The sequence below is a fragment of the Bradyrhizobium sp. B117 genome (assembly GCF_038969555.1).
Lineage (GTDB): Bacteria > Pseudomonadota > Alphaproteobacteria > Rhizobiales > Xanthobacteraceae > Bradyrhizobium.
The window spans coordinates 5413089-5433482 of record NZ_CP152414.1 but is presented as its reverse complement, the minus strand read 5'-3'; the positions used below and the strand labels follow the sequence as shown (position 1 = coordinate 5433482).

Genomic DNA, 20394 nt, shown 5'->3' with positions numbered 1-20394 from the left:
GGCCGGACCACCCATGACCGCACGCATTTTCAAGCCCGCCAAGAACGCGATGCAATCCGGCCGGTCCAAGACCAAGGAATGGCAGCTCGACTACGAGCCCGAGCAGCCGCGCTCGGTCGAGCCGCTGATGGGCTGGACCTCGTCCGGCGACATGAAGCAGCAGATCACGCTGCGCTTCCACACCAAGGAAGAGGCGGTCGCCTATTGCGAGCGCAAGGGCATCGCCTACCAGGTGATCGAGCCCCAGGATTCGATCCGCCGCCCGGTCGCCTATGCCGATAATTTCTCGTTCCGCCGCGGCGAGCCCTGGACGCATTGATCCGAGGCAAACTCTATCGGCACGTCATGCCCGGGCTCGTCCCGGGCATCCACGTTTTTGGGGGAGCGGGAAAGAACGTGGATGGCCGGGACAAGCCCGGCCATGACGAAAGAGCGTGTCCAGCCCCAAGCTCTTGGCACCAATCTCGCCCCGTGCTTCGCTGCCTCCGATGACGGGACCATGACGAGGTGGGGGGATGGCCGGGCGTGACCAGCTCGACGGCGTCGATCTGAAAATTCTTTCCGAGCTGCAGCAGGACGGGCGGGTGCGCAACAACGAGCTGGCGCTGCGCGTCGGCGTGTCCGCACCAAACTGCCTGCGGCGGCTGAAATCGCTGTTCAGCCGCGGCGTGATCCGGGCGGTGCGCGCGGTCATCGACGAGCGGCTGCTCGGCTATGAGGTGGTGTCGTTCGTCTCGATCCAGCTCGGCAGCCAGGCTCAGCCAGTGCTGGAGGCGTTCGAGAACTCGATCGCCGCGATCCCGCGCATCCAGCAGTGCTGGCGCATCTCGGGCGACACCGACTACCTCCTGAAATGCGTCGCGCCGAGCGTCGAGAGCATGCGCCAGCAGCTCCTTCACTTTGCCGCGATGCCCGACGTGAAGAACGTCCGCAGCTTCCCGGTGCTGGGCGTCGCCAAGGACGTGCCGCTGCCGGTGCAGGAGCTGGCGGTCGCCTCAGCGGGCTAGGGGACATCTCACTTTCCGGCGAGGATTTCATAAAGAGGAAGCTGCGATCCTGTCATATAGTTTAGTAACTCACCTAACTGTGACATGTTATTTACGAAGCCCTGCAATGCGCCGGGGCGCGATTGCCGGCGCCCGGGCGCGGCCTAGATGCAAGGTGTGAACCCCGGCCTGCGTCGCATGCCGGGGGCGCTTTTGTGGGACCCTTTAAGCAGGAAAAGACAGCATGACTCCGACCTCGAAGACGTTCGTCGCGTCCGCCGCGACGCTGTTTGCATCTGCGTTTTTGATGATGACCGCGCCGGCGGCGAAGGCCGACGACTACTGCATCACCAACGGCGCCCAGGCCGCGCATGGCTGCGGCTATCCGACGATGGAAGCCTGCCGTCAGGCGGCCGGCGGCATCGGCGGCTCGTGCTCGCAGGCCGGTGGCTCGTCGAAGGCCAGCAACGACGCGCTCGCCTTCCAGCCGAAGCAGACGAAACAGCCCAAGGCTCGCCAGGGCGCGCAGAATTAACGCCTGACATCGAGACCCGATCCAGGACATTGCGGCCTCCGGGAGCGATCTCGGAGGCCGTCAATTCATGACAGGCAGATGATGGTCCGCCTCATCGATATCTTCCGCGAAACTCGCGCGGCGAGGCGCCGGTCCAGGTGCGGAAGGCGCGGGAAAAGCTCTTCTCGTTGCGGAAGCCCGCGATCTCCGCGATCCGCTTGATTGGCGTGCGGCCGCGCATCAGTTCCTGCTTGGCGAGCTCAAACTTTGCTTCTTCCTTAAGATCGCGCAGCGAGGTTGCTTCCTCGCGCAGGCGGCGGTGCATGGTGCGGGTGGAGAGCGCGAGTTCGCTTGCGACATCCTCGGCGCCGAGACTGCGGCCGCGCGCATGGCGGAGCACGCGGCGGACGCGCTCGACCAGCAGGCGGTCGCGCCGATAGGGCAGCACGGTCAGCCGCAGCGCGCCCTTGAGCATGCTGTCGAGATCGGCGGCGCTGCGCGTCAGCGGCAACGACAGATAGTGCTTGTCGAAGACGATGCGCGCGCCATCCGCATCGAAGCTCAAGGTCCGGCAGAAAATGGTCGGGTAGACCGAGACGTGGCCGGGCTCGGAGTAAGGGAATTCCGCCGCGCGCAGCGCGATCGCGGAATCGATCGCCCAGCAGGAGAAGCCGAGGATATAGCGGAGCAGGGTGACCAGGCAGAATTCGCGCAACGGTCCGAGATCACGCTGCTCGCGGATGGCGATGGTCGCGATCTCGCCACTGACCGAGAGCTCGAACAGCACGTCCTCGGTGAGCAGGCGGTGATGGCGGCACCAGCGCTTGAGGGCGACCTCGAGATTGGGCGCCGTGATCGAGGCGCGGCACAGCATGCCATAGGTGCCCCATGGCAGCCGGCGCGAGAACCAGCCGAGCGCCTCGTCGTCGAGCTCGCGCATGGCATGGCCCGCCAGCGCCTCGAACTGGGCGGCGGTCACCCGCCCGTCGCCGGACCGAACCAAGTCATCGGTGACCTGTCCCTTGGCCAGCGCGCCGGCAGGATCCCGCCCGTAGCGACCATAGGCGGCGACCACGCCGCGGACAAAGGCGGCGGGGGTCATGGCGCGGCGGGGCATCGCTGTCGCGGCTTGAAAGGGCATGAAAAATCCTCGCCAAACTTGGCGGAAAATGCAACCTTTTCGACCGAAGCGGCGCCCGGGCGGGGGTAGGTTCGGGCTCGACAAGAAGACGGAGGAATCGCCTTGAACATCCCGAGCATCGACTTCGATCTGGGCGAAGACATCGGCATGCTGCGCGACACCGTTCGCGCCTTCGTGGAAGCGGAGGTCGCCCCGCGCGCTGCCGAGGTCGAGAAAGCCAATCTGTTCCCGGCCGACCTCTGGAAGCGCTTCGGCGACCTCGGTCTGCTCGGGATGACCGCGCCGGAGCAATATGGCGGCTCGAACATGGGCTATCTCGCCCACATCGTCGCCATGGAGGAGATTTCGCGAGGCTCGGCCGCCGTGGGCCTGTCCTACGGCGCGCACTCCAATCTCTGCGTCAACCAGATCCGCCGCAACGGCACCGATGCGCAGCGACAGCGCTATCTGCCGAAGCTGATCTCAGGTGAATATGTCGGCGCGCTGGCGATGTCCGAGCCCGGCGCCGGCTCCGACGTCGTCTCGATGAAGCTGCGCGCCGACAAGCGCGGCGACCGCTACGTGCTCAACGGCTCGAAAATGTGGATCACCAATGGCGGCGATGCCGACGTGCTGGTGGTCTACGCCAAGACCGATCCGGAGGCCGGCCCGCGCGGCATGACCGCCTTCCTGATCGAGAAAGGTTTTAAAGGCTTCACCCACGGCCAGCATCTCGACAAGCTCGGCATGCGCGGCTCCAACACCTATCCCTTGTTCTTCGACGAGTGCGAGGTGCCCGAGGAGAACGTGCTGGGCAGCGTGGGCGAGGGCGTCAAGGTGCTGATGTCCGGTCTCGACTACGAGCGCGCCGTGCTCTCGGGCGGCCCGCTCGGCATCATGGCGGCGTGCATGGACGCGGTGGTGCCCTACATGCACGAGCGAAAACAGTTCGGCCAGCCGATCGGCGACTTCCAGCTGATGCAGGGCAAGCTCGCCGACATGTATTCGACCTGGCAGGCGACGCGCGCCTATGTCTACGCCGTGGGGCGAGCCTGCGACCGCGGTGGCCACGCCCGCACGCTTCGCAAGGATGCGGCGGCGGCGATCCTCTATTCCGCGGAAAAGGCGACGTGGATGGCAGGCGAGGCGATCCAGGCGCTCGGCGGCGTCGGCTATACGTCCGAGTTTCCGGTCGGACGGCTCTGGCGCGATGCCAAGCTGTACGAGATCGGCGCGGGGACATCCGAAGTGCGCCGCATGCTGATCGGCCGCGAATTGATGTCCGAGACGGCCTAAACCCTCCACCATGAAATGGCCGCGACGCCTTGCCCGCGGCCTCTCACCACGTCACACCAGACCGCGGGATCACATGCCGCTCCATTCCAGCATCGATACGTCTTCATCGGACTTTGCGCGCAATTCGGATGCCATGCGCGCGCTCGTCGCCGACTTGCGTGAAAAGCTGAGCCAGGTTGCCGGCGGCGGCGGCGAGGCCTCCCGCAACCGCCACACGTCGCGCGGCAAGATGCTGGCGCGCGAACGCGTCGACCTGCTGGTCGATGCCGGGACGTCGTTCCTGGAGCTGTCGCCGCTCGCGGCCTACGGCCTCTATGGCGGCGACGTGCACTCGGCGAGCGTCGTCACCGGCGTTGGGCGCATCGCTGGTCGCGAATGCGTTGTTGTCGCCAACGATGCCACCATCAAGGGCGGCACCTACTATCCGATGACCGTGAAGAAGCATCTGCGCGCGCAGGACATCGCGCGGCAGAACAATCTGCCTTGCGTCTACATGGTCGATTCCGGCGGCGCCTTCCTCCCGCTGCAGGACGAGATCTTTCCGGACGAGCGGCATTTTGGCCGCATCTTCTACAACCAGGCCCAGATGTCCTCACAGGGCATTCCGCAGATCGCGATCGTGATGGGCTCCTGCACCGCCGGCGGCGCCTATGTGCCGGCGATGTCGGACGAGAGCATCATTGTGCGAAATCAAGGCACCATCTTCCTCGGCGGCCCGCCGCTGGTGAAGGCCGCGACCGGCGAGGTCGTCAGCGCGGAAGAGCTCGGCGGCGCCGACGTGCATTCGCGGCAGTCGGGCGTGACGGACCACTATGCGCAGAACGACGCGCACGCGATCGGCATCGCCCGCCGCATCGTCGGCACGCTGAAGCCGTCGGTGCGGCCCAACCTCAACATGAATCCGGCGCGCGATCCGCTGTTTGCGGCGGAGGAGATTTACGGCGTGGTGCCGGTCGACGGCAGAAAGCCGTTCGATGTGCGCGATATCATCGCCCGGCTGGTCGACGGCTCCGAGTTCGACGAGTTCAAGAAGCTCTACGGCACGACGCTGGTGTGCGGCTTCGCCCATATCTGGGGTTTTCCAGTCGGCATCATCGCCAACAACGGAATTCTGTTCAGCGAAAGCTCGCTGAAAGGCGCGCACTTCATCGAGCTGTGCTGCCAGCGCGGCATTCCCCTGGTGTTCCTGCAGAACATCACCGGCTTCATGGTCGGCAAGAAATACGAGGCCGGCGGCATTGCGCGCGACGGCGCCAAGCTCGTGACGGCGGTTGCGACCGCTTCGGTACCAAAATTCACCGTGGTGATCGGCGGCTCCTATGGCGCCGGCAATTACGGCATGTGCGGCCGCGCCTATTCTCCGCGCTTCCTCTGGATGTGGCCGAACGCGCGCATCTCGGTGATGGGCGGCGAGCAGGCTTCAATGGTGCTGAGCCAGGTCCGGCGTGACAATATCGAGGCCAAGGGCGACAGCTGGTCGAAGGAGGCGGAAGATAAGTTCCGCGAGCCCATCCGCGCGCAATATGAGCATCAGGGGCATCCCTATTACGCGACCGCGCGGCTCTGGGACGACGGCGTGATTGACCCGGCCGACACCCGCCTCGTGCTCGGCCTTGGCCTCTCGGCCGCCTCGAATGCGCCGATCGAGCCGACGAAGTTCGGCCTGTTCAGGATGTGATGCGATGGACCGCTCAAAGCTCTACCGCCGTTTTCGCACGCTCCTGATCGCCAACCGCGGCGAGATCGCCTGCCGCGTCATCCGCACCGCGCGCGCCATGGGCCTGCGCACGGTCGCGGTCTATTCCGAGGCCGACCGCGACGGCATGCATGTCGCGCTCGCGGACGAAGCCGTGCTGCTCGGGCCGGCGCGCGCCCGCGACAGCTATCTCAATGTCGAGCGGCTGATCGAGGCCGCGAAGAAGACCGGCGCCGAGGCCGTGCACCCCGGCTACGGCTTCCTGTCCGAAAATGCCGAATTCGCGCAGGCCTGCTACGACGCGGGCCTCGTCTTCGTCGGCCCGACCGCCGAGATGATGACGGCGATGGGCTCGAAGTCCGGCTCGAAGGCGCTGATGGAGAAGGCCGGCGTGCCGCTGGTGCCTGGCTATCACGGCGAGGCGCAGGATGATGCGACCCTGGCGAAGGCGGCCGAGAAGGTCGGTTTCCCTGTTCTCGTGAAGGCCTCCGCCGGCGGCGGCGGGCGCGGCATGCGCATCGTGCGCTCGGCGGCCGAGCTTGGCCCCGCGATCGTCAGCGCCAAGCGCGAGGCGCTGGCCGCGTTCGGCGACGACCGCATGCTGATCGAGAAATATGTCGACAATCCCCGGCATATCGAGGTGCAGATCATCGGCGACAGCCACGGCAATCTGCTTTCGCTGTTCGAACGCGAATGCACGCTGCAACGCCGGCACCAGAAGGTGATCGAGGAGGCGCCGTCGCCGACGCTCAATGCCGCCCAGCGCGAAACCGTCTGCGCCGCTGCGCGAAAAGCGGCGGGCGCGGTGAACTATGTCGGCGCCGGCACCATCGAGTTCGTCTCCGACGGCAAGGACGTGTTCTTCATCGAGATGAACACGCGCCTGCAGGTCGAGCATCCCGTGACCGAGCTGATATCAGGCGTCGATCTCGTCGAATGGCAGCTGCGCGTCGCCTTCGGCGAGGCGCTGCCGCTCAAGCAGGACGAGATCAAGCTCAACGGCCACGCGATCGAAGCGCGCGTCTACGCCGAGAATCCGACCAAGAATTTCATGCCGTCGGTCGGAAAGATCTCGACCTGGCGGTTGCCTGCGGAGACGGGCGGCTTGCGCATCGATTTCGGCTATCGCGAGGGCGATGCGGTCTCGCCTTACTATGATGCGATGCTGGCAAAAATGATCGCATGGGCGCCGACGCGCGATGTCGCGATCGACCGGCTGAACCGTGGGCTGGAAGAATCCGACGTCCGCGGCATCGTCACGAACATTCCGTTCCTGTCGGCGCTGATCACGCACCCGAAGGTACGGACCAATGCGATCGACACCGGCTTCATCGAGCGCGAGCTGGCGGTGCTGACGTCGGCGGCGCCGGCACCCGGGGAGCTCGAGCTGTGCGCTGCGGTCGCCGCGATCGTCAACGAGGAGCGGCAGGTCGCGCAAGGCGAGGCGAATTCTCCGTGGCAGACCTTTGGCTGGCAGCCGGTCGGCCGCCGCCAGCGCAGCTTTGCCTTTCGCGTCGGACATGGTCCGGAGCAGGAGATCACGCTGAACTATGGCAGCGGCCCGTCCACGCTGGTGATCGGCGACCGCGAGCTGGCGTTTGCGACCGCGCCGAAGGATGGCGGCTTCGACCTGACGCTCGACGGCGTCAAATCCTCCGTCGCCGCCGTGATCGACGGCCACGAGCTGTATTTGCGCACGCGCAATGGCCGGTTCGACCTGCACTGGGTCGATCCGTTCGGCGGCGAGAGCGAGGAGCATGTCGGCGAGGACAAGATCGCCGCGCCCTTGCCCGGCACGGTCGTCGCCGTGCTGGCCGAGGAGGGCGCCAAGCTCGACAAGGGCGCGCCGATCCTGACCCTCGAAGTGATGAAGATGGAGCAGACGCTGCGGGCGCCCTATGCCGGCGTGCTGAAGTCGATCAAATGCAAGGTCGGCGACATCGTGCAGGAAGGCGTCGAGCTCGCCGTGGTCGAACCTTCGGGGGAATGAGATGAGCGATCCCGTCCGCATCATCGAGATGGGGCCGCGCGACGGCCTCCAGAACGAGAAGACGCCGGTCAGCGTCGAGGCCCGCATCGCCTTCATCGAGGCGCTGGTTGCGGCCGGCCTCCATACGGTCGAGGTCGGCGCGTTCGTCTCGCCCAAGGCGATCCCGCAGATGGCGAGCTCCGATGCCGTGCTGCGCGGCGTCGCCCACGTCAAGGGCGCCGAATTCCACGTGCTGGTACCGAACGAGAAGGGGTATGACGCCGCCCGCGCTGCAGGCGCCAAGGTCGTCTCCGTGTTCGCTGCGGCCTCTGAAGGCTTCTCCCGCGCCAACATCAATTGCACGGTCGCGGAGTCCATCCAGCGGTTCAAGCCGGTGCTGGCGCGGGCCAAGGCCGACGGCGTGCCCGTGCGCGGCTATATATCGTGTGTGCTCGGCTGTCCGTTCGACGGTGAGATCAAGCCGAAGGCGGTCGCCGATCTCGCCAATACGCTGTGGGACCTCGGCTGCTACGAGATCTCGCTCGGCGACACCATCGGCGTCGGCACCCCAGCCAAGGCGAAAGAAATGCTGCGCGCGGTCAGCGCCAACATCCCGCCCGCAAAACTCGGGATGCATTTCCACGACACCTATGGCCAGGCGCTCGCCAATCTCTATGCCGGCCTGGAGGAGGGCGTCCGCGTCATCGACGCCGCCGCCGGCGGCCTCGGCGGCTGTCCCTACGCGCCGGGCGCCACGGGTAACGTTGCGACAGAGGATGTGGTCTACATGCTCGAAGGCATGGGCGTCAGGACCGGCGTCGATATGGAGAAGCTGCTCGCGGCGACGAACGCGATGAGCGGCGTGCTCGGCAAGCCGCCGGTGAGCCGGGTGGCATCCGCGCTGAATGCGAAGAAGAAGCGGGCGGCGACGTAAGGCCGCTTGCGGCGCGCACAGGTGCCGTAGGGTGGGCAAAGGCGCGTAGCGCCGTGCCCGCCATCTTTCTCAATCACTGGCAGAAGGTGGGCACGCTTTCGCTTTGCCCACCCTACGAAACCCGCCTAAGCCGCCTTCAGCCCGACATCCGGCAGGCGCGGCCGGTTCTTGAGCGCCTTGACCATCATGGCTTCGACCTCGGCCTTCTCCTGCGGCAGCAGTGCGAGGCGCGGCGGGCGGGTCAGTGCGGTGCCGCGGCCCATGATGTGCTCGCACAGCTTGATGCACTGGACGAGGTCCGGGCGGGCATCGAGGTGCAACAGCGGCATGAACCATTCGTAGAGCGGCATGGCCTCGGCCAAGCGGCCGGCCCTGGCGAGGCGGAACAGCGTCTCGCCTTCGCGCGGGAAGGCGTTCGACATGCCGGAGACCCAGCCCACCGCGCCCATGGCGACGCTCTCGACGATGACGTCGTCGAGGCCTGCGAACAGCACGAAGCGGTCGCCGACCATGTTCCTGGTGTCGATGAAACGGCGCGTGTCACCCGAGGAATCCTTGAAGCAGACCACGGTCTCGACGTCGGCGAGCGAGGCGAGGATGTCGGGGGTGACGTCGTTCTTGTAGATCGGCGGATTGTTGTAGAGCATCACCGGCAGGTCGGTCGCGCTGGCGACGGCCCGGAAATGCGCGGCGGTCTCATGCGGCTTGGACGAGTAGACCAGCGCCGGCATCACCATCACGCCGTCGATGCCGACGCGCGCGGCTTCCTTTGCGGTCTCGACCGCGAAGGCCGTGGTGAATTCGGCGATGCCGCACAGCACGGGCACGCGGCCGGCCGCGACCGACTTCGCCGTCTCCATGATCGCAACCTTCTCCTTGCGCTCGAGCGAGGTGTTCTCGCCGACCGAGCCGCAGACGATCAGTCCGGAGACGCCGTCGCGGATCAGTCCGTCCATCACCTTGGCGGTCGCATCGATGTCGAGCGAGAGATCGTCGTGGAATTGCGTGGTAACGGCCGGGAAGACGCCTTCCCAGGAAACGCGGCGGCTCATGAGTTCACTCCAAGTGAGTTCTGACAAGTGTATTGCCGGCGGGGGGCTGGGGCCGCCGGCTGTGGTGAAGATGATGGCGGGCGGGATCAGAGCGTGGCGCCGACCTTGCGCAGCTCGGCGAGGACGGGCGCCTTGGGCAGCCAGATCTTGTCGAACTCGGCGATCACGGCCTCGGTGTCGCCGGCGGGGACCTGACGGATCGGGATCGGCGCGTTCTTGAAGTTCTCGATCAGCGCCGGCTCGTTGCCGGCGAGCTCGTCGATCTGCGCGTCCAGCGTCGTCTTGATGGTCTTGGCGATCAGCTCGCGGTCGGCTGCGGGGAGTGACTGCCAGACCCGGCCGGAGACGACCGCCGCCATCGGCATGAAGACGGCGTTCATCTGCAGGATCACCTTCGACACCTTGTCGAAGCGCTGGTTCCAGGAGAATTCGAGGTCGGCCTCGAGGCCGTCGACCTGGCCGTTGGCCATGGCGTCGAACACCTGCGGCGTCGGGATCGGCGTTGGGGCTGCGCCGAGCGAGGAATAGAAGTCGCGATAGACCGGGGTCGGGTTGATGCGCAGCTTCATGCCCTTGATGTCGGCCAGCGAATTCAGGTCCTTGGAGGAGAACACCGCGCGCATGCCGGTGATGCCCCAGCCGAGGCCGATCGTGCCGGTCTCCTGCGGCAGCACCTCGAACAGTTTCACCGCCGCCGGATGCCGCACGAATTTCGCCACCGCCGGCGTCGAGCGGACGATGTAGGGCGCGTTGATCGCGGCGATGTGCGGCACGCGCGAGCCGAGCTCGGCGGCCTGAATGAAGCCCATGTCGAGCGCGCCGGACTGCAATTGCTGCATCATCGCGGGCTCGTTGCCGAGCTGGCCGGAGTGGAACACGGTCAGGGTCAGGCGGCCGTTGGTGGCGGCCTTCAGCTCATCGCCGAACTTGAGCGCGGCCTTGTTCCAGGAATGGCCGTTCGGCGTGATCAGGCCGAGGCGGAATTCCTTGGCCTGGGCGAGCGCCAGCGAGGGCGCAAACACCGATGCGGCGGCACTGGCTGCGAGAAAGCGGCGGCGTGAAAGCGGCATGGTCGGGCTTCCTTTTGAACGGGCCTATTTGACGAGGATCAGCGAGAGCGAGGGATAGAGCGAGAGCAGCACGAGGAGGACGCAGGAGATGACGAAGAACGGCAGCGTCACCATGAACATCTTGCCGGGCTTGGCGCCGGTGACGGCAGCCGCGACGAAGAAGCAGAGCCCGACCGGCGGCGACAAAAGGCCGAGCACGAGGTTGATCACCACCACCACGCCGAAATGCCGGGGATCGATGTGATAGACGTCGGTTGCGACCGGCAGCAGGATCGGCACGGTCATGATCAGGCCGGGAATGCCGTCGATGACAGTGCCGATGATCAGCAGGATGACGTTGCAGATCAGCATGAAGCTGATCGGGTCCTTCGCGGCGGACTGGATCCAGCCGGCGGTTTCCTGCGGCACCTTGCCGAAGATCAGGACCCAGGAGAACACGGCCGCGGCGGCGACCAGGAACAGCACGATCGCCGAGTAGATGCCGCTGCGCAGCATCATCTGCGGCAACTGCGAGAACTTGAATTCCTTGGTCCAGTACTTGCCGACCAGCGCCGCGGCGACGGCGCCGACGGCCGCGGATTCCGTCGCATTGGCGAGGCCGCTCAGAATCGTGCCGACGATGACGATCGGGATCAGCAGCGTCGGCGAGGTCCGCAGGATCGTCATAAGGCGTTGGCGCGGCGTCTGATAGTCGGCGCGGGGATAGTTGTACATGTATCCCATCAGCGCGATGACCAGGCAGAACATCACCGTGAGGATGACACCCGGCACGATGCCGGCGATCAGCATGTCGCTGACGGAGACCTGTGCCAGCACGCTGTAGACCACGAACATCACCGAGGGCGGAATGATCGGCCCGAGCATGCCGCCATAGGCGGTGAGGCCCGCGGCAAAGGTCTTGTCGTAGCCCTTCTTCTCCATCTCCGGCACCATGATCTGGGCCATGATCGCGACCTGCGCGGTCGCCGATCCCAGGATGGAGGAGATGAACATGTTGGCGAGGATGTTGACGTAGGCGAGCCCGCCCTTGAGCGAGCCGACGAACGCCATCGCCATGTCGACGATGCGCCGTGTGATGCCGCCGCCGTTCATGATCTCGCCGATCAGGATGAACAGCGGAATCGCGATCAGGCCGTAGCTGTCGACGCCGCCGAACAGCTGCAGCGGATAGGACTGGAACAGCACGGGATTGCCGGACGCCGCGATATAGACGAGGCCGGCGAGGCACAGGCACAGACCGATCGGCACGCCGACCAGCATGATCGCGACGAAGGCGGCCGACGTGATCATCAGTTGACTCCGTCGAGCTCGGAGAGCTCGAAGCCTTTCGGCGGCGTGCGCGGCACCAGCTCGAGATCTTCCAGGAGATTGGCGAGGCCGTGCACGGTCATCGACACTGCGAAGATCGGCAGCGTCAGATAGAGCACCCAGGTCGGCCAGTTCAGCGTCTGGGTGTGCTCGGTGTAGAGGAAGTTGAAGGTCTCGGCGGCGAGCTTGCGCCCGTCGAAGCCGGCGCGGGCGAGGCCAATCGGATCCATCCAGAGCGCGCAGGTGATGGTCAAGGCGATGCCGAAGACGACGACGAGGCCGGTCGAGATCACCTTGGCGATCTTCTGGTGCTGCGGCGAAAGCCGCTCCGTCAGCATCGTCACCGCGAAGTCGAGCCGCAGCCGCGTCATCGCGGAGGCGCCGATGAAGGTCAGCCAGACCACGCAATAAACCGCGGATTCATCGATCCAGTAGATCGGGAAACGCGCATAGCGGGTGACGACGTTCACCAGGATCAGGCCGGTGAGCAGGTACATCAGCCCCATCAGCGCCAGACGCTCGAAGGCGAGCAGGGCGCTCGACATCCGGACGATCGTACGTCGGACGCTGAGCGCGCGCGTGGCCGGCATCGTCTGCTCGATCATGGAAGAGGCCCCAACCCCCGAAGATTTGTCGTGCGATTGCCAAATGTATAATTTATACAATTTGGGTGTCAAACGGAGATTGCGGTCATTTCAGCGGCAGGGCGCGCTTTTGCTGGGCACCGGCTTTTGCTGAGTGCCCCAACATGCAAGAGAGGGACCGCTGCGCGCCGATGAGTCGGGAAAGACAGAAGGTCAGATGAAACAGCCTCTGAAGCATCGCACCCTGTCGGCCGCGATCGTCGACCAGCTCAGGCAGGCGATCCTCGACGGCACCTATCCGGCCGGCTCGCAGCTCCGCCAGGACGCGCTCGGCGAGGCCTATGGCGTCAGCCGCATCCCCGTGCGCGAGGCATTGTTCCAGCTCGAGGCGGAAGGGCTGGTGCGGATCGTGCCGCAGAAGGGCGCGATCGTCTCGGAACTGTCACTGGACGAGATCAACGACGTCTTCGACCTGCGGCGCATCCTTGAGCCGCGGTTGCTGGCGCAATCGGCGCCACGTTTCAGCGCGGAGGATTTCGAGGGCCTCGACGACATCCACAAGCAGTTCGAGAAGGCGATCAAGGCGCGCAATGTCAGTGAATGGGGCCAGCTCAACGCCGACTTCCACATGGCGCTCTACGTCCACGCGCCGCAGCCGCGCACCCGCGCGATCGTGCTGTCACTGCTACAGACCAGCGACCGCTACACACGGTTGCAGCTCTCCAACACCAAGGCGATGGGTATTGCGGAGAAGGAGCACGCTCATCTGATCGCGCTGTGCCGCACGCAGAAGGTCGAGGAAGCCTGCCGCTTCCTGGAGCGGCACATCGAGGCCGTGCGCAAGGATCTCTTGCAGGTGGTGGCGATCGCGCCGCGGTCGCGGCGGAAGGAAAAATCGTAGGGTGGGCAAAGCGCAGCGTGCCCACCATTCAGAAGTGGTGGGCACCTGCTAAGGCAGCGGTGATTGCCGTTACCTGCTCCCGTCTGGCCCCATCACGAGATCCGGCAACCAGGTCGAGATCTCCGGCACGAAGCAGAGCAGCAGCACTGCGAGCATCATCAAGAGCACGAAGGGCAGGGTGCCCCAGATCACCTCGCTCAAGGGGATGTCGGGCGCGACGTTGCGGATGACGAAGATGTTCAATCCGACGGGCGGGTGGATCAGCCCCATCTCCATCACGATGGTCATGACGACACCGAACCAGATGATGTCGAAATTGGCGGCGCGTAAGGGAGGCAGAATGATCGGTGCCGTCATCAGGATAATCGAAACCGGCGGCAGGAAGAAGCCGAGCACGACGACCATGACGAGGATCGCGAACAGCAGCTCCCAGCGCGGCAGGTGCATCGCGACGATGGATTCGGCGACCGATTGCGAGATGTGCAGATAGCTCATCACGTAGGAATAGAGCAGCGACATGCCGATGATCATCATCAGCATGGTCGATTCCCGGATCGTCGATCTCATGATCGGGGCAAGATCGCCCGGCCGCCACACGCTGTAGATCGCGGCGATCAGCGCCAGCGCCAGCAGGCCGCCGAGGCCTGCCGTTTCCGAGGGCGTGGCGAAGCCGCCATAGAGCGCGATCATGACGCCGGTCAGCAGCAGCACGAACGGGATCACGCGCGGCAGCACACTGAAGCGTTCGGCGAGCGTGTACTCGTCGCGCTGCAGGATCGGAGCTTCCGGGCCACCTTTCTCGTAGATCGCGGCAGCGGCGGCATATTCCTGACGGAAGCGGATCACGGCATAGGCGCCGAACAGCGAGACCAGCAGCAGACCCGGACCGATGCCGGCGAGGAACAGCCGTCCGAGCGACTTCTCGGCCGCGACCGCGAACAGGATCATGGTGATCGAGGGCGGCAGCAGGATGCCGAGCGTGCCGCCGGCGGCGATGATGCCGGCGGCAAAGCCGCCGGAATAGCCGCGCTTGCGCATCTCGGGGATGCCGGCCGAGCCGATCGCCGAGCAGGTGGCGGGCGAGGAGCCCGCCATCGCCGCGAACAGCGCGCAGGCGAACACATTGGCGACACCGAGGCCGCCGGGCACGCGGTGCAGCCAGGCATGCAGGGCCGAATAGAGATCCTGGCCCGCGCGCGACTTGCCGATCGCCGCGCCCTTCAGGATGAACAGCGGGATCGACAGCAGCGTGATCGAGGCCATCTCCTCGTAGACGTTCTGCGTCACCGTATCGAGCGAGGCGGCGGGCATGTAGATGCCCATGAACACGACCGCGACCGCGCCGAGCGCGAACGCGATGGGCATCCCTGAAAACATCACGAGCAGCGTTGCTATCCCGTAGGCAACGCCGATACCGAAAACGCTCATGAACGCCTCGCTCCAGCGAAAGGCAGCGCAAGCTGCACGAGGATCTGGACGCAGAGCAGGCTCATGCCGAGCGCCATCAGCGAATAGGGAATGGCGAGCGGCGGCGACCACATCGAGTTCGAGACCTGGCCGTCGACATAGGCCTCATGGGCGAGCGTCCAGGACTTCCAGGTGAAGAAAGCGCAGAACAAAAACGTCGCGACATCGACCAGCCAGAGTCGAACTCTGTTCGCCAGCGGCGACAGCAGGCCGACGAAGGCCTCGATGCCGATATGGCCGCGGTGCTGTTGCACATAGGCCGCCGTCATGAAGGTCGCGCCGACCAGGAGGAACACCGCAGCCTCGTCCTGCCAGTAATTGGCGGCCTTGAACAGCGCGCGGCTGAGCACGCTGTAGCTCAGGATGGCGCAGGCGGCGACCAGCGCGATCGCGGCGAGCACGACGATGATGCTGTTGAGGACGGCGAGACCGCGATCGACCGCTGCCGCAGGGCCAGTCCTTGCGGCAGCGCTCGCCTGGTCGTCACGATCCGGAAGCGGACCGTGGCTCATGCCGAGACATCGGTGGCGAGCTTGAGCAGCTTCGCCGAGGTTGCGGTCTTGGCGCCATAGTCCTTCCAGGCGGTGTCGCGGGCGATGTCGCGCCACTTGCCGACGGTCGCGGCATCGAGCGCCGAGACCTTGGCGCCGGCCTTCTCGTAGACCTTGGCGACCTCGACGTCGTCGTCCTGCGCGCCCTTGCGGCCGAAGGCTTCGAGCTCGGCGCCGACCGCGAGCAGGACGTCCTGCTGATTCTTCGGCAGCTTGTCAAAGATCGTCTTCGACATCATCAGCGGCTCGAGCATGAACCAATAGGAGGCACCGGCGCCCGAGGTCAGCGACTTCGCGACCTCTTCGAGCCGGAACGAGATCAGGCTGGTGGAGGAGGTGAGAGCGGCGTCGCACGCGCCGGTCTGCATCGCCGCGTAGATTTCGTTCGAAGGCACCGACAGCACCGAGGCGCCGGCGGTCTGGAGCACCATGTCCATCTCGCGGGAGCCGCCGCGCACCTTCATGCCCTTGGCGTCTTCGGGGGCGACGATCGGCTTGGAGCGGCTGGCGAGGCCGCCCGCCTGCCAGACCCAGGTGAGCAGGATGATGCCCTTGTCGGCGAGGAAGTCGGTCAGCGCCTTGCCGACCGGCTCCTTCTTCCAGCGCATGCCCTGGTCATAGGTGGTCACGAGGCCGGGCATCAGGCCGATATTGGTCTCCGGCAGCTCGCCGCCGGCATAGGGCATCGGATAGAGGCTGATGTCGAGCGCGCCCTTGCGCATCGCGGAGAACTGCGCGTTGGTCTTGATCAGCGAGGAGTTCGGATAGATCTCGGCAGCGATGTCGCCATTGCTGCGCTTGCTGACCTCGGCGGCGAACACGCGGCAGAGCCGGTCGCGGAAATCGCCTTTGTCGACGGTGCCGCCCGGGAATTGATGCGAGATCTTCAGCGTGGTCGCGGCATGCGCGGTACCGGTGCCGAAGCGAAGAATGGCGGGTGCTGCGACGGCAGTCGCGAGCAGGTGACGACGCGTGAACATAAATGTATCCCCTTGGACGGTTCTTGACGTGATCGGGTCTTGAGGCCGGCTTGGGCCCATCCTAGCCGGTCTTCCACCCGATATTCTCTAGTCTGATAGTTCGAGACCGAATGCGGCGGCAAGTCGCGGGCATTGCTGCGCCGCACACTCACCCTTCGGCGGTCGGCGGCACTAGCGGGGGTCACGCAGGCGAAATTGTGTCGAACCGGTGGTCCCGCGGTCAGGTTTGGCATCGGCGAAAAAAAATAGCGCCGCACGTAACAGGCGCGGGCCCCGATCCGTCGAGCTTGAGGTAGCGGCATCCGTCGCTGGCCAACATCAGCTCGAAGGAAGATGACCCATGACCATTCGTACCCGCATCGCGCTCGGCATCTCGGCTGCCGCTCTCTCGCTCGGCCTTGCGCTGTCGCCGGCCGCCTTCGCCCAGGACAAGATGGGCAAGGACGACGGCATGATGAAGAAGGACACGATGTCGAAGGACGGCATGAAGAAGGATACCATGTCCAAGGACGACGGCATGAAGAAGGACCACATGTCCAAGGACGGGATGAAGAAAGACGACGGGATGATGAAGAAGAACTGATCTTCCGCCGTCGTCGCGTCTGCGAAGGCAAACGCGTCCTCTTGAATGTCCGGAGGCGGTCGTTTGGACCGCCCCGGACTGGTCTCAGCTCAAGCAAACGTGAGTTGTGAACGTTACTTGCGCTTGGCCTTGCGGGCGGCGTAGCGGGCGTCGCGCTTGGCCTTTTGCTCGGCCTCGAGTTCAGCCTGCCTCGCGATCGCTTCTTCAGCCTCGCGTGCGATCCGCGCGGCTTCAGCGGCCTTGGCCTCTTCCTCGAGGCGCTTCTGCTCGGCCTTTTCGGCCTCCCGCGTAGCTTTTGCCTCGGCGCGCTTGGCTGCGAGTGCCTCGCGCTCGGCGCGTCGTGCCGCGACCGCCGGATCGTCGTGGCCCGGCTGCGACTTGAATTTGTTCAAAAGATTTTTGCGTGCGTCCTGCGCCGCCTTTTGCCGGTCTGCGAAGCCGGGTTCCCTGAATCCACTCATGAACGAGCCTTGTCTTCCTCGCTTTCAATCCTACATCAATACCTGTTGGTACGTCGGCTGGGCATAGCAGGCGCCACGCGACGCAGAAGCGTGTACATCGGCGCGCGTCGCGAAGCCACCCATAATCGCAGCCGATCAGGTAGACGAAAAATCGCCAGCCCGACGATCTCTCGTAGCCCGGAAAAACTGCCGAATTGTGATGTCCCTCATAGTGGGCGCACGACGCCACGCCTAGCGTCCGCCCCGGTACGAGATGGAGCACGGGCATGACCATCTTCCGGCTGACCCTCAAGGCGCTTGCGCTCACCTTCGTGGTGGCGGCGCTGGCGGGGGGCGCATTGCTGTTTGCCCGTCCGCAGCCGATCGAGAACGCCGTCCTGGGCGCCGGCTGGGAGTGCAGCCAGACGGCCTTCGTGCTCACGACCTGTGCGCCCCGCGCGCACCAGGCGATCCCGGCTGTCGAGACCTCACGCAAGGATGCGATCCGCCAGACCCGCGGTTGAGCAGCAAGGGCTTGCCGGCATGTGACGCCACGCCGCAGAGGTGATAAAGCCGGCTCGCCCGTGCAATCAGGTCACCATGTCCGACTCCAAGCCCGAACCGGGCGAGAAACCCAGAACCCCGCCACGCTCCCCATCCGGCGACAACCGCCGCGGCGCCATCGCCGGCCTGATCATCGCGCTTCTGATCCTCGGCATCGGCTGGTGGCTCGCCCGCGATCTGACCTCAGCCAGCAAGATGCAGGATTGCCTGATGTCCGGGCGGACCAATTGCAATGTGATCGAGCCGGCCCGCTAGAAGCGGTCCGCAACGGTCCGCAGGGCCAAAAATTGCCCTGATCTTAAACATTTGTAACGGGACTTAGCCGATCAAAGCAGATCAGTTATGTCAGCCGGCATCAGCCGGGCGCGAGCCGAATCGTCTATCGCGCCAGGGACCACGGCAATCGACAGAGTAGGGGGTCAAGCACGCATGAGTGCGTCCAGCCGCATGAAGATCATCATTCCCGTGGTTTCGGCCATGTCCCTTGTCGCGCTTTCGGCGCAGGCTCAGGACTCATTGCCGCCGAGACCGCAAGCCCAGCCGCAGGCGGCCCCCGGCGCAGGTGCGCCGCCCCAGAACATGCGCAAGGGGCCGCCGCCGCAGCAGGCCGCGCGGCCCCCCGGACAGCCTGGCGGCCCGCCTCACGCCGGCGGCCCGGGGCCCGGCCGCAATTACGCCCGGGGGCCCGCTCCGGCGCGCGACTGGGGCGGACACGCCTATCGCGGCAATCTCGCCTGGGACGGCGGGCGCTGGCGCCACGAGGTCCACAACGGCCGCTCCGGCTGGTGGTGGGACGTCGGCGGCGTCTGGTATTATTATCCGCAGCGGATGGCCGGTCCGCCCGCCTACATCTCGGAAGAATATTACGACGACGTGCCGGTGGCCTATGCTCCGCCGCCGGTCGCCTATGAGCCGCCACCTCCGCCTCCGCCGCCGGCTGATCCCGGCGCAAGCGCGCTCGGCGGCGCCATCGTCGGCGGCGTGCTCGGCGGCCTGATCTCGGGCAATGCCTCCGGTGCGGCCGCAGGCGCCGTGATCGGCGGCGCCACCGGCGCGATCGCCGGCGCCACGGCGGCCTCGCGCCCGGGCTACTATCTGGCCGAGGGCAATTGCTACTACCGCTATCCGAACGGCCAGTACGTACAGGCCGATCCCCGCGCCTGTTACTGACGGTCAAACGGCCTTTGAATCGAAGAGGCGGGCTTAAGGCCCGCCTCTTTTGTTTTGGGGATCATCTCGCCGCGGCCTGTCACCGCCGGTTCGGCGGCGCACACCAATGACCCCGAAATTATCACTGGCGCGCCTCGCCGCTTCGCGCATTCTCGAAAGAAAAAAGTCGGGACGTGATTCGCGGGGGAATGTGGACATGCTGGATGCAATCCAGATCAGTCTGGCGCTCTGGGCCATGATCGTGTGCGGCGGGATCAAGCTGGCGCAGTTCGCGCACTGGCTGTTCTAAAGCATGATCCGGAAAAGTGCGCAGCGGTCTTCCGAAAAGATCATGCGCAAACAACAAGCTAAAGCGCGATGACGATTCATCCTGATCTCATCGCGCTTTAGGAGCGCGTCATCGCGCGCTGGATCAAGACACCAGCCAGCTGAAGAACGCCATGGCGGCCCAGACCAGGCCGCAGATCCAGGCCAGCATCACGATGCCGATGGTCCCGAGATAAGCGATGCCCAGCAGGTCGGAGCGTTGTCGCGGCGCCGGGACGTCAGCTTCGGATGCTGTCTCTTGTGTCATGACGGGAAACACACCATGCCCTCGTTACGCTTCTGGAAGCGTCGAAGGGCTGTTTAGCGGAGATGGCGGATCCACGCTGTGACGCAATTCACAGATCGGTCCGAATGATCCCGGGCTTCACGGCTTCGTCATCCGACCGAGAGTCGGAGCAAGTCCGAGCGACCAGAGCGTCAACCCGCAATGATACGGACGAAATTGCCATCCGCTTGTCCAGATCGGTCGGCTAGGGTGGGGCGCATGTGTACCAAGTACGATCCACAGCACGAAGCCGAGGCCGCGATGAAGCAGGCCGCCGCCTCCGAAGGCGACGACCGGCAACGTCTGATCCAGCTCGCCTTGGCCTGGCACCAGCTCGCCCGCGAGCGGCGCGACGAAGAGACGGACTGATTGCATTTGGGCGGATGACCGCGGCCGGGGCGCCGCGCGAGGGCCCGTCATGAGAAAAACCCCGTGCTCGGGGGACAAGCACGGGGTCCTTCAAAGCCGACCGGGGCAGGCAGGTCGGCACCACTCGATTTCGTTGCAGGCAACGCCGTGGTCGCGATCTCGTTCCGCGATCCCTTGCCAATAACCGCAGTGCCGATCGTTGCGTACGCTGCTGCGCAAGCGGCGCGCTCGACTGGCGCAGGAACATT

At 65.3% G+C, this 20394-nt stretch carries 24 protein-coding genes; 14 read left to right on the top strand and 10 right to left on the bottom strand.

Annotation, left to right across the window (positions count from 1 at the left end):
• The first annotated feature begins 13 nt into the window (after positions 1 to 13).
• The 3 genes from AAFG16_RS26605 to AAFG16_RS26595 all read left to right on the top strand — a co-directional run bounded on the left by AAFG16_RS26605 (position 14) and on the right by AAFG16_RS26595 (position 1521).
• Positions 14 to 319 (top strand): ETC complex I subunit, encoded by a 306-nt coding sequence (locus AAFG16_RS26605; RefSeq protein ID WP_283079339.1) that lies wholly within the window; start codon positions 14 to 16, stop codon positions 317 to 319.
• 196 nt (positions 320 to 515) lie between these two features.
• Positions 516 to 1007, top strand: coding sequence for an Lrp/AsnC family transcriptional regulator (locus tag AAFG16_RS26600; RefSeq protein WP_283079338.1), 492 nt, complete (start codon positions 516 to 518; stop codon positions 1005 to 1007).
• A 223-nt stretch (positions 1008 to 1230) separates the two neighbouring features.
• The gene (locus AAFG16_RS26595; protein ID WP_342730080.1) at positions 1231 to 1521 is read left to right on the top strand and encodes a DUF3551 domain-containing protein; all 291 of its coding nucleotides are present in this window, start codon (positions 1231 to 1233) and stop codon (positions 1519 to 1521) included.
• A 91-nt stretch (positions 1522 to 1612) separates the two neighbouring features.
• On the opposite strand, the gene AAFG16_RS26590 is transcribed toward AAFG16_RS26595, so the two are convergent.
• Positions 1613 to 2641, bottom strand: a complete 1029-nt coding sequence (locus tag AAFG16_RS26590; RefSeq protein WP_342730078.1) for an AraC family transcriptional regulator — start codon at positions 2639 to 2641, stop codon at positions 1613 to 1615.
• A gap of 102 nt (positions 2642 to 2743) precedes the next feature.
• Between AAFG16_RS26590 and AAFG16_RS26585 the strand changes: the two genes are divergently transcribed.
• From AAFG16_RS26585 to AAFG16_RS26570, 4 genes are all read left to right on the top strand, one after another.
• The gene (locus AAFG16_RS26585; RefSeq protein WP_342730076.1) at positions 2744 to 3916 is read left to right on the top strand and encodes an isovaleryl-CoA dehydrogenase; all 1173 of its coding nucleotides are present in this window, start codon (positions 2744 to 2746) and stop codon (positions 3914 to 3916) included.
• A gap of 73 nt (positions 3917 to 3989) precedes the next feature.
• Entirely contained in the window at positions 3990 to 5594 is a 1605-nt protein-coding gene (locus AAFG16_RS26580) for a carboxyl transferase domain-containing protein (RefSeq protein WP_342730074.1), read from the top strand.
• Between the two features lie 4 nt (positions 5595 to 5598).
• The gene (locus AAFG16_RS26575) at positions 5599 to 7602 is read left to right on the top strand and encodes an acetyl/propionyl/methylcrotonyl-CoA carboxylase subunit alpha (protein ID WP_342730072.1); all 2004 of its coding nucleotides are present in this window, start codon (positions 5599 to 5601) and stop codon (positions 7600 to 7602) included.
• Position 7603: 1 nt separating this feature from the next.
• A complete protein-coding gene (locus tag AAFG16_RS26570; RefSeq protein ID WP_342730070.1) occupies positions 7604 to 8515 on the top strand; it encodes a hydroxymethylglutaryl-CoA lyase in 912 nt (303 codons plus the stop codon).
• Positions 8516 to 8640: 125 nt separating this feature from the next.
• Here AAFG16_RS26570 and AAFG16_RS26565 read toward each other — a convergent pair whose 3' ends face one another.
• From AAFG16_RS26565 to AAFG16_RS26550, 4 genes are all read right to left on the bottom strand, one after another.
• Positions 8641 to 9567, bottom strand: coding sequence for a dihydrodipicolinate synthase family protein (locus tag AAFG16_RS26565; RefSeq protein ID WP_027557974.1), 927 nt, complete (start codon positions 9565 to 9567; stop codon positions 8641 to 8643).
• An 86-nt stretch (positions 9568 to 9653) separates the two neighbouring features.
• Positions 9654 to 10637 (bottom strand): TRAP transporter substrate-binding protein, encoded by a 984-nt coding sequence (locus AAFG16_RS26560; RefSeq protein WP_342730067.1) that lies wholly within the window; start codon positions 10635 to 10637, stop codon positions 9654 to 9656.
• 24 nt (positions 10638 to 10661) lie between these two features.
• Entirely contained in the window at positions 10662 to 11927 is a 1266-nt protein-coding gene (locus tag AAFG16_RS26555; protein WP_342730065.1) for a TRAP transporter large permease, read from the bottom strand.
• The gene (locus AAFG16_RS26550; protein ID WP_342740975.1) at positions 11927 to 12535 is read right to left on the bottom strand and encodes a TRAP transporter small permease; all 609 of its coding nucleotides are present in this window, start codon (positions 12533 to 12535) and stop codon (positions 11927 to 11929) included. Before AAFG16_RS26550 ends, AAFG16_RS26555 begins: the two co-directional genes overlap by 1 nt.
• Positions 12536 to 12746: 211 nt before the next feature.
• Here AAFG16_RS26550 and AAFG16_RS26545 point away from each other — a divergent pair, with 211 nt between their 5' ends.
• Positions 12747 to 13430 (top strand): GntR family transcriptional regulator, encoded by a 684-nt coding sequence (locus tag AAFG16_RS26545; protein WP_342730063.1) that lies wholly within the window; start codon positions 12747 to 12749, stop codon positions 13428 to 13430.
• A gap of 69 nt (positions 13431 to 13499) precedes the next feature.
• On the opposite strand, the gene AAFG16_RS26540 is transcribed toward AAFG16_RS26545, so the two are convergent.
• From AAFG16_RS26540 to dctP, 3 genes are read right to left on the bottom strand one after another with little or no spacing between them, the layout of a single operon-like run.
• A complete protein-coding gene (locus AAFG16_RS26540; RefSeq protein WP_092216350.1) occupies positions 13500 to 14858 on the bottom strand; it encodes a TRAP transporter large permease in 1359 nt (452 codons plus the stop codon).
• Positions 14855 to 15409, bottom strand: a complete 555-nt coding sequence (locus tag AAFG16_RS26535) for a TRAP transporter small permease (RefSeq protein WP_342730059.1) — start codon at positions 15407 to 15409, stop codon at positions 14855 to 14857. The genes AAFG16_RS26540 and AAFG16_RS26535 overlap by 4 nt, the downstream gene beginning before the upstream one ends.
• Positions 15406 to 16428 (bottom strand): TRAP transporter substrate-binding protein DctP, encoded by a 1023-nt coding sequence (gene dctP / locus AAFG16_RS26530; RefSeq protein ID WP_342730057.1) that lies wholly within the window; start codon positions 16426 to 16428, stop codon positions 15406 to 15408. The genes AAFG16_RS26535 and dctP overlap by 4 nt, the downstream gene beginning before the upstream one ends.
• A 340-nt stretch (positions 16429 to 16768) precedes the next feature.
• On the opposite strand from dctP, the gene AAFG16_RS26525 reads away from it, so the two are divergent.
• On the top strand, positions 16769 to 17011 hold the full coding sequence (locus tag AAFG16_RS26525; protein WP_027557981.1) for a pentapeptide MXKDX repeat protein: 243 nt from the start codon (positions 16769 to 16771) through the stop codon (positions 17009 to 17011).
• Between the two features lie 113 nt (positions 17012 to 17124).
• Here the strand turns inward: AAFG16_RS26525 and AAFG16_RS26520 are convergent, their stop codons facing one another.
• Positions 17125 to 17472 carry a DUF6481 family protein gene (locus tag AAFG16_RS26520; protein WP_283079328.1) on the bottom strand — a complete coding sequence of 116 codons (348 nt, stop codon included), beginning with the start codon at positions 17470 to 17472 and terminating at the stop codon, positions 17125 to 17127.
• Between the two features lie 266 nt (positions 17473 to 17738).
• On the opposite strand from AAFG16_RS26520, the gene AAFG16_RS26515 reads away from it, so the two are divergent.
• The 4 genes from AAFG16_RS26515 to AAFG16_RS26500 all read left to right on the top strand — a co-directional run bounded on the left by AAFG16_RS26515 (position 17739) and on the right by AAFG16_RS26500 (position 19474).
• The gene (locus AAFG16_RS26515; protein ID WP_283079327.1) at positions 17739 to 17975 is read left to right on the top strand and encodes a hypothetical protein; all 237 of its coding nucleotides are present in this window, start codon (positions 17739 to 17741) and stop codon (positions 17973 to 17975) included.
• Between the two features lie 76 nt (positions 17976 to 18051).
• Entirely contained in the window at positions 18052 to 18270 is a 219-nt protein-coding gene (locus AAFG16_RS26510) for a hypothetical protein (protein ID WP_342730052.1), read from the top strand.
• 174 nt (positions 18271 to 18444) lie between these two features.
• Complete coding sequence (locus tag AAFG16_RS26505; RefSeq protein WP_342730050.1) at positions 18445 to 19185, top strand: hypothetical protein; 741 nt, start codon at positions 18445 to 18447, stop codon at positions 19183 to 19185.
• Positions 19186 to 19291: 106 nt separating this feature from the next.
• Positions 19292 to 19474 carry a hypothetical protein gene (locus AAFG16_RS26500; RefSeq protein ID WP_342730048.1) on the top strand — a complete coding sequence of 61 codons (183 nt, stop codon included), beginning with the start codon at positions 19292 to 19294 and terminating at the stop codon, positions 19472 to 19474.
• Positions 19475 to 19597: 123 nt separating this feature from the next.
• Here the strand turns inward: AAFG16_RS26500 and AAFG16_RS26495 are convergent, their stop codons facing one another.
• Entirely contained in the window at positions 19598 to 19759 is a 162-nt protein-coding gene (locus AAFG16_RS26495) for a hypothetical protein (protein WP_283079324.1), read from the bottom strand.
• Between the two features lie 237 nt (positions 19760 to 19996).
• Here AAFG16_RS26495 and AAFG16_RS26490 point away from each other — a divergent pair, with 237 nt between their 5' ends.
• A complete protein-coding gene (locus tag AAFG16_RS26490; RefSeq protein WP_283079323.1) occupies positions 19997 to 20146 on the top strand; it encodes a hypothetical protein in 150 nt (49 codons plus the stop codon).
• Positions 20147 to 20394 lie beyond the last annotated feature (248 nt).

Bases quoted from the DNA above. Each gene is read 5' to 3' on its own strand.
- AAFG16_RS26605 (WP_283079339.1), top strand. From the start codon at position 14: ATGACCGCACGCATTTTCAAGCCCGCCAAGAACGCGATGCAATCCGGC.
- AAFG16_RS26600 (WP_283079338.1), top strand. From the start codon at position 516: ATGGCCGGGCGTGACCAGCTCGACGGCGTCGATCTGAAAATTCTTTCC.
- AAFG16_RS26595 (WP_342730080.1), top strand. From the start codon at position 1,231: ATGACTCCGACCTCGAAGACGTTCGTCGCGTCCGCCGCGACGCTGTTT.
- AAFG16_RS26590 (WP_342730078.1), bottom strand. From the start codon at position 2,641: ATGCCCTTTCAAGCCGCGACAGCGATGCCCCGCCGCGCCATGACCCCC.
- AAFG16_RS26580 (WP_342730074.1), top strand. From the start codon at position 3,990: ATGCCGCTCCATTCCAGCATCGATACGTCTTCATCGGACTTTGCGCGC.
- AAFG16_RS26575 (WP_342730072.1), top strand. From the start codon at position 5,599: ATGGACCGCTCAAAGCTCTACCGCCGTTTTCGCACGCTCCTGATCGCC.
- AAFG16_RS26570 (WP_342730070.1), top strand. From the start codon at position 7,604: ATGAGCGATCCCGTCCGCATCATCGAGATGGGGCCGCGCGACGGCCTC.
- AAFG16_RS26565 (WP_027557974.1), bottom strand. From the start codon at position 9,567: ATGAGCCGCCGCGTTTCCTGGGAAGGCGTCTTCCCGGCCGTTACCACG.
- AAFG16_RS26560 (WP_342730067.1), bottom strand. From the start codon at position 10,637: ATGCCGCTTTCACGCCGCCGCTTTCTCGCAGCCAGTGCCGCCGCATCG.
- AAFG16_RS26555 (WP_342730065.1), bottom strand. From the start codon at position 11,927: ATGATCACGTCGGCCGCCTTCGTCGCGATCATGCTGGTCGGCGTGCCG.
- AAFG16_RS26550 (WP_342740975.1), bottom strand. From the start codon at position 12,535: ATGCCGGCCACGCGCGCGCTCAGCGTCCGACGTACGATCGTCCGGATG.
- AAFG16_RS26545 (WP_342730063.1), top strand. From the start codon at position 12,747: ATGAAACAGCCTCTGAAGCATCGCACCCTGTCGGCCGCGATCGTCGAC.
- AAFG16_RS26540 (WP_092216350.1), bottom strand. From the start codon at position 14,858: ATGAGCGTTTTCGGTATCGGCGTTGCCTACGGGATAGCAACGCTGCTC.
- AAFG16_RS26535 (WP_342730059.1), bottom strand. From the start codon at position 15,409: ATGAGCCACGGTCCGCTTCCGGATCGTGACGACCAGGCGAGCGCTGCC.
- dctP (WP_342730057.1), bottom strand. From the start codon at position 16,428: ATGTTCACGCGTCGTCACCTGCTCGCGACTGCCGTCGCAGCACCCGCC.
- AAFG16_RS26525 (WP_027557981.1), top strand. From the start codon at position 16,769: ATGACCATTCGTACCCGCATCGCGCTCGGCATCTCGGCTGCCGCTCTC.
- AAFG16_RS26520 (WP_283079328.1), bottom strand. From the start codon at position 17,472: ATGAGTGGATTCAGGGAACCCGGCTTCGCAGACCGGCAAAAGGCGGCG.
- AAFG16_RS26515 (WP_283079327.1), top strand. From the start codon at position 17,739: ATGACCATCTTCCGGCTGACCCTCAAGGCGCTTGCGCTCACCTTCGTG.
- AAFG16_RS26510 (WP_342730052.1), top strand. From the start codon at position 18,052: ATGTCCGACTCCAAGCCCGAACCGGGCGAGAAACCCAGAACCCCGCCA.
- AAFG16_RS26505 (WP_342730050.1), top strand. From the start codon at position 18,445: ATGAGTGCGTCCAGCCGCATGAAGATCATCATTCCCGTGGTTTCGGCC.
- AAFG16_RS26500 (WP_342730048.1), top strand. From the start codon at position 19,292: ATGACCCCGAAATTATCACTGGCGCGCCTCGCCGCTTCGCGCATTCTC.
- AAFG16_RS26495 (WP_283079324.1), bottom strand. From the start codon at position 19,759: ATGACACAAGAGACAGCATCCGAAGCTGACGTCCCGGCGCCGCGACAA.
- AAFG16_RS26490 (WP_283079323.1), top strand. From the start codon at position 19,997: ATGTGTACCAAGTACGATCCACAGCACGAAGCCGAGGCCGCGATGAAG.